The organism is Enterobacter sp. Res13-Sevr-PEC09-46 (genome assembly GCF_015672585.1).
Classification (GTDB): domain Bacteria; phylum Pseudomonadota; class Gammaproteobacteria; order Enterobacterales; family Enterobacteriaceae; genus Enterobacter; species Enterobacter hormaechei_C.
The window spans coordinates 1-5479 of record NZ_JADABR010000024.1 but is presented as its reverse complement, the minus strand read 5'-3'; the positions used below and the strand labels follow the sequence as shown (position 1 = coordinate 5479).

At 52.4% G+C, this 5479-nt stretch carries 8 protein-coding genes; 3 read left to right on the top strand and 5 right to left on the bottom strand.

Annotated elements, in window-relative coordinates; all coding sequences use genetic code 11:
- The 3 genes from IMQ56_RS16975 to IMQ56_RS16965 form a co-directional block, all read right to left on the bottom strand.
- Window positions 1-374: MFS transporter (locus tag IMQ56_RS16975; RefSeq protein ID WP_196065235.1), on the bottom strand; the 374-nt coding region annotated here is incomplete at its 3' end.
- A 260-nt stretch (window positions 375-634) separates the two neighbouring features.
- Complete coding sequence (yhjD, locus tag IMQ56_RS16970; protein ID WP_023295574.1) at window positions 635-1660, bottom strand: inner membrane protein YhjD; 1026 nt, start codon at window positions 1658-1660, stop codon at window positions 635-637.
- A gap of 50 nt (window positions 1661-1710) precedes the next feature.
- Window positions 1711-2610 (bottom strand): LysR family transcriptional regulator, encoded by a 900-nt coding sequence (locus IMQ56_RS16965; RefSeq protein ID WP_032672214.1) that lies wholly within the window; start codon window positions 2608-2610, stop codon window positions 1711-1713.
- 119 nt (window positions 2611-2729) lie between these two features.
- Here IMQ56_RS16965 and IMQ56_RS16960 point away from each other — a divergent pair, with 119 nt between their 5' ends.
- Window positions 2730-3488, top strand: coding sequence for an SDR family oxidoreductase (locus IMQ56_RS16960; protein ID WP_196064098.1), 759 nt, complete (start codon window positions 2730-2732; stop codon window positions 3486-3488).
- Window positions 3489-3662: 174 nt separating this feature from the next.
- Window positions 3663-4265, top strand: a complete 603-nt coding sequence (locus IMQ56_RS16955) for a response regulator transcription factor (RefSeq protein ID WP_032104620.1) — start codon at window positions 3663-3665, stop codon at window positions 4263-4265.
- Here the strand turns inward: IMQ56_RS16955 and IMQ56_RS16950 are convergent.
- Together IMQ56_RS16950 and IMQ56_RS16945 are read right to left on the bottom strand one after the other, a co-directional pair.
- Window positions 4244-4582 carry a lysozyme gene (locus IMQ56_RS16950; RefSeq protein WP_015571514.1) on the bottom strand — a complete coding sequence of 113 codons (339 nt, stop codon included), beginning with the start codon at window positions 4580-4582 and terminating at the stop codon, window positions 4244-4246. The genes IMQ56_RS16955 and IMQ56_RS16950 overlap by 22 nt on opposite strands.
- Window positions 4583-4659: 77 nt before the next feature.
- Entirely contained in the window at window positions 4660-5193 is a 534-nt protein-coding gene (locus tag IMQ56_RS16945; RefSeq protein WP_017693814.1) for a GNAT family protein, read from the bottom strand.
- A gap of 144 nt (window positions 5194-5337) precedes the next feature.
- On the opposite strand from IMQ56_RS16945, the gene IMQ56_RS16940 reads away from it, so the two are divergent.
- On the top strand, window positions 5338-5479 hold a 142-nt coding region (locus IMQ56_RS16940; protein ID WP_170950145.1), incomplete at its 3' end, for an STY4199 family HEPN domain-containing protein.

The window sequence follows — 5479 nt, the reverse complement described above, 5'->3', positions numbered from 1 at the left end:
GGCGCCAGAATGCCGATAGTTTCATAGGTCGGCAGCAGGCCGATGGCGACGGTGGAGATCCCCATCGTCAGCAGCGAGGCAACCAGCGTCACTTTACGGCCGACGCGATCGCCAAAATGCCCAAAGACCGCTGAACCAATCGGACGCGCAACGAAGGCGATAGCAAAGGTGGCTAAAGACTGTAGCGTGGCTGCCGTCGGGTCGCCCTGAGGGAAGAAAATATGCGGAAAGACAATGACCGCAGCGGTGGCGTAAATATAAAAGTCGAAGAACTCAATGGCGGTGCCAATCAGCGATGCGACGACGACTTTATTGCGCGAGTTGACCGGAACGTGTTCCGCCCCTTCGTTAAGTGTGGTGGCTGTTGCTTGCATAATATTTTCTTATTTTTGGACGAACGAAGGGCCATATTAGGCATAGCAAAAGCGACATTTCAATCTGTAACAAAGGCGTGGTGTGGTCATAAAAGCAACAAAAAGCGGATAATTTTCAGACCAGCGAAAACACTTCTATGAAATGCTTCACACTTTTTAAATATCAGTCATTAAAACTGGTTTTGCGTTAAATAAAAGTTACGGCCTGGATTTATATGCTGAAATGGCGAATCGGGCTGAAATATCAGCCCGACATGATATCAGCGGTGGGTTTTACCCGGCATGCGCGGGTCATCTTTATACTCTGCCGTGGCGATCCACGCGGCGCAGAACAGCGTCAGGCGAGCGAAGAAATAGAAGAAAGCCATCAGCCCCAGCACCGAACCAAAGGCCGCGCCGGAGGGAGACTTCACCAGGGACGGCAGCGTATAGGTCATCACAATCTTGATCACCTCAAAACCAATGGCGGCAATCAATGTCCCGCGCATCAGCGCCTTCTTGCGCGGACGATGGCGGGGCAAACGCCAGAAGATCCAGAAGAACAGAAGGTAGTTAGCAAAGATGGAGATGGCCAGCCCAATGCCGCGCCAGGCCGGTTTCAGCCATTCAATGTAATCCAGGTACAGCGCGGAGATAATCATCTGCTGCGCGGAACCGGCGACCGAGGTGATGGAGAGCGTAATGACCAGCGCCACCAGCAGCCCAATCAGAGAAATAAAGTCGCGCAGATACTTCACCCATATCTTCTCCTGATCCTGCGGTCTACGCTCCCAGACGTCACGCGACTGGGCGCGAATAGCCTCACGCAGGTTGCCCATCCAGTTCACCCCGGAATAGAGCGCAATCAGCAACCCGACGATACCCACGGTGGTACGCTGCTGCACGGCGGTGTTGATGGTGCTTTTGAGCGTTGCGGCGAGCGTCTGGTCGCTGACGTTGGTCAGGATCTTATTGAAGATGTCCTGCAACAGCGTCGGGTGAGACGCCAGCACAAAACCGGCGGCGGCAAATGACACCATCAGGATGGGGATCATCGACAGGAACGAGAAATAGGTAATCGCCGCGCCAAACTGATTTCCCATGCGGTCGTTAAAGCGCTCAGCGGCGCGTATCAGGTGAGCAATCGCGGGTATCTGCTGAATTTTTTCGGCTATGCCGGTCACGGTGCCCAGCGCTTTGCTGGCCGTTCCAGGCTCTTTCGGTGCTTCAGGTTCGTTATCCATCTTTTTGATGGGTTCATAATCTAAATGTTGAGTCGGTCGTTGCGGGTTATTTTCCGGCGTCACGCGCATTTTCCTTTTCGTTGAGCTGGATGTTACTGAATTATAGCTTGTGACTAGTCGACGTAACCTTTTGTGAGTTCGGTAAGCCACTCCATAAACACATGCACCCGGCGGGAGAGGTTACGGCGGTGGGGATAAATGAGGGAGACGGGCATCGGTTCAGCCCGGTATTGCGGCAGGATCTCAACGAGTTTTTTCGTGCGCAGGGCATCACGCACCCCGACGCGCGGAACCTGAATAATGCCAAGTCCGGCGATACAGGCGGCCTGGTAGGTTTCCGTGCTGTTAACCGTCAATACGCCTCCCGTTTTCACCCACTGGGCCGCGCTGCCGTTGTAATACTCAAAACCCTGCGGACGCGTGCCCAGCGTGGCGGAGTAGTGAATGAGGGCATGCGAAGCCAAATCGTCCAGCGTCTCAGGGTAGCCGAATCGCGTCAGATAATCCGGGCTGGCGCAGTTAATCACCGAGAGTTTCCCAAGCGGGCGGGCGATAAGCCCGGAGTCCTTTAAGTTTCCCACGCGAACCACGCAGTCAAATCCTTCGCGGATGACATCGACCAGACGATCGCTGCTACTCAGCTCCAGCTCAATGCCGGGAAACTGTTGTAAAAATGCAGGCAGTTTCGGAATGACTACATTTCGCGCAATGGCAACGGGCATATCCACACGTAGCCGACCGCTGATGGTTGAAGGGTCGTGCAGGAACATGCCGTCCAGTTCGTCCAGATTCATCAGCAGATCTTTAGCGCGCTCGTAATAAACCATGCCGTCCTGCGTCAGGCTGACGCGGCGGGTAGTGCGGTGCAGCAGCTGCGTGCCCAGTGCGTTTTCCAGTGCCTGGATCTGTCGCGATACGCTCCCCTTTGGCAGGCTTAACGTCTCCGCCGCGCGGGAAAAACTTTCCAGTTCCGCGACCCGAAGGAAAAGCTGCATTGCGTGTATTTTATCCATAGGTGTTGGTCATTGTTGTTATGAATGAAACAGTGAAGCGCTGACGGCACTATTTATTGATTTTCTACCATCTAATAAGCTCTTTCTCAATCTTCATCACAGCCGAAACGAGGTGAATTATGAGTGAACGTATTGCTTTAGTGACGGGCGGTAGCCGCGGCCTGGGGAAAAATGCCGTTTTGAAGCTGGCCGCGGAAGGGACAGGCATCATCCTGACCTGGAACAACAGCCAGCAGGAGGCGCAGGAAGTTGTGCGCGAAATCGAGGGAACAGGTGGAAAAGCGGCAGCATTGCAGCTTAACGTCGGCGATACGGCAAGCTTTTCGCGCTTTGCTCAGCAGGTGAAGGATACCCTCAAACACGTCTGGCAACGTGACACCTTTGACTATTTAGTGAACAACGCAGGTACAGGGTTATACGCACCCTATACCGAGACGACCGAGGCGCAGTTTGATGATGTGCTGAACATTCACTTCAAAGGGCCGTTTTTCCTCACGCAACAGCTGCTGCCGCTCATAAAAGACGGAGGGCGGATCCTGAACGTCTCCAGCGGACTGGCCCGTTTTACTCAGCCCGGTTCAGGCACCTACGCGGCAATGAAAGGGGCGATGGAAGTGCTGACCCGCTATCAGGCAAAAGAGCTTGGTGCGCGTGGAATTTCCGTCAATATCATCGCGCCCGGCGCGATTGAAACCGACTTTGGGGGCGGACGCGTGCGGGATAATGCGGAGCTTAACCAGCTGCTGGCCTCGCAGACAGCGCTGGGACGCGTGGGCCTGCCCGATGATATTGGTGACGCCATTGCGGCGTTGCTCAGTGACAAACTGGGCTGGATGCATGCGCAACGTATTGAAGTTTCAGGCGGTATGTTCCTGTAATGTTCAGTCTTAAGGGGGAGGGAACCCTCTTAAGGAAATCCTTAAAACAGGTATGTATAAATGCTGGAAGATATAAAGAGAGCTGGGTGATTTGTAACCTCTCCATTCATTGAGTTTTTTCTTAAAAAATGCCTCTGTAGAATCCCCCTTCGCTATTCTCAGAGGAGTAAAACGATGCGAGTAATCATGTTTGACAGGCAGTCATTATTTATTCATGGAGCGATGTACAGTTTGCAGAAGTTAATTCCGAAAATAGAGATGACAGGGGCTCGTCAGACTGATGAATTATGGGCGCAATTATCCGCGTCACCCTCCGCTATCGTCATGATAGATGGGTATTTAATTCGTGATAATGGTGTGGCTTTACTGGAAGAGATTATGGATCGTTTTCCAGCGTCGCGCGTGGTGTTGGTGTTAACGAAAAAAGAGCGACGTTGGGTTGAGCAAATGTTTCAGCGCAACGTGGTGGCGATAGTTCCCCGCAATGCGAATCCCGAACGCTTTTCCGCAGTGCTGGATTCCGTATCGCGTGGAATGGTCTGTTTTCCCGGCGAATGGCTGAAGCAGCACTCCTCTCAGGATGAACTGGCAGTGTTAAGCGAGCGCCAGCGTGAGGTATTGAAGTTACTGGCGGCCGGAGAGTCCAATAAAGAGATTGGTCGTAATCTCAATATCAGTGCGGCAACGGTAAAAGCCCATCTTGAGACGCTTTTCCGGCGTCTTGATGTCAAAAACCGGACGCAGGCCGCGATGTACTACACCCGGGCGACGGCCTGAAGGATCTTCTCAGGCAGAGGGGACTCTTCCCCAAAACTGAAGAGGGTTAATATCAGGGCGTCATGCTGCTGTTGGGTTAATGGGCGTTTGTTCATTTCCCGCAGCAGCGCCTCACATAATTGAATATCATTAAAAAGCAAATTCTCCGCCTCAATCGGCGTGATGAGACTGTTAAATTTTTCCCACTGGCGAATCACGTGACCATAACCAATAACCCATATACCCTTTTCGTCACGGTATTTCTCCAGGGAAAGACCCTGTTGTTTTTTAATTAATGCGATTGCAGCAGAAGATATCTGCATTGCATAACCCGTCATAAGCGTTTCCTCTTAGTGGCGCGACTATAGAGGAAACGCCGCCGGGGAAATATCCGCCAAATGGCTGTTGATCAGGTTTAACTGAACGGGAATTCCTTTTTCAGTAAACCGAATAGCCAGTCGTTATGCCATTGCCCTGAAAGGAAATAACTCTCACGCAACTCACCTTCCAGCTGAAAACCTGTTTTTTCCAGCAGTCGCCTTGAGGCGATATTTCCCGCCGTCACGGTGGCGGTGAGCCGACGGATATTACCCTGAGTCAGCGCGAAATCACACACAGCCCGCAGAGATTCAAAGCCGTAACCTTTCCCCTGCGCAGAGGGCGCAAAGAGAAAACCGACTTCAGCACAATCTGCTTCCCGGTGCACATAGCCGGTTACGCCCAGCGGCGTCTGGCTGGCCGTTTCACGCACCACAAGGCAGAGCCAGTGCGAGCTGCCCGGCGTCCACGGCAACAGACGAGACTCAAAGGCTTCCCGAATGTCCGCCTCGCTACGCGCAGGGGCGACAAAACGCATCACCTCAGGATTTTGCTGTAGCGACAGAAAAAAGGGCCAGTCTTGCTCTTGCAGCGGCGAGCAGGTGAGACGCGCGGTGGTTAAGGCGGGCATGACGATCCTCCGGAGGCATTGCAAATGATTATAAGGTTGTCACTTTATTTCAACAGAAAGTCAGGTATGTTTAACCTCATATAAATAAAAAGAAAAACGACTTTTAATGCCGCTTTAGCGGTACTCATTGTCTCAAGGAAAACAATGATGATTAGCTCATCGCATCATACCCGCGAACAGTTTGAACACTGTCTGGCGGCGATCCGTCAGGCGTCTGTTGAAATTTTACTTCTGTTGAATGTACATGTTTCTGAAGGAAAAGATCCACGCTGGTTTCTGGAGCAAC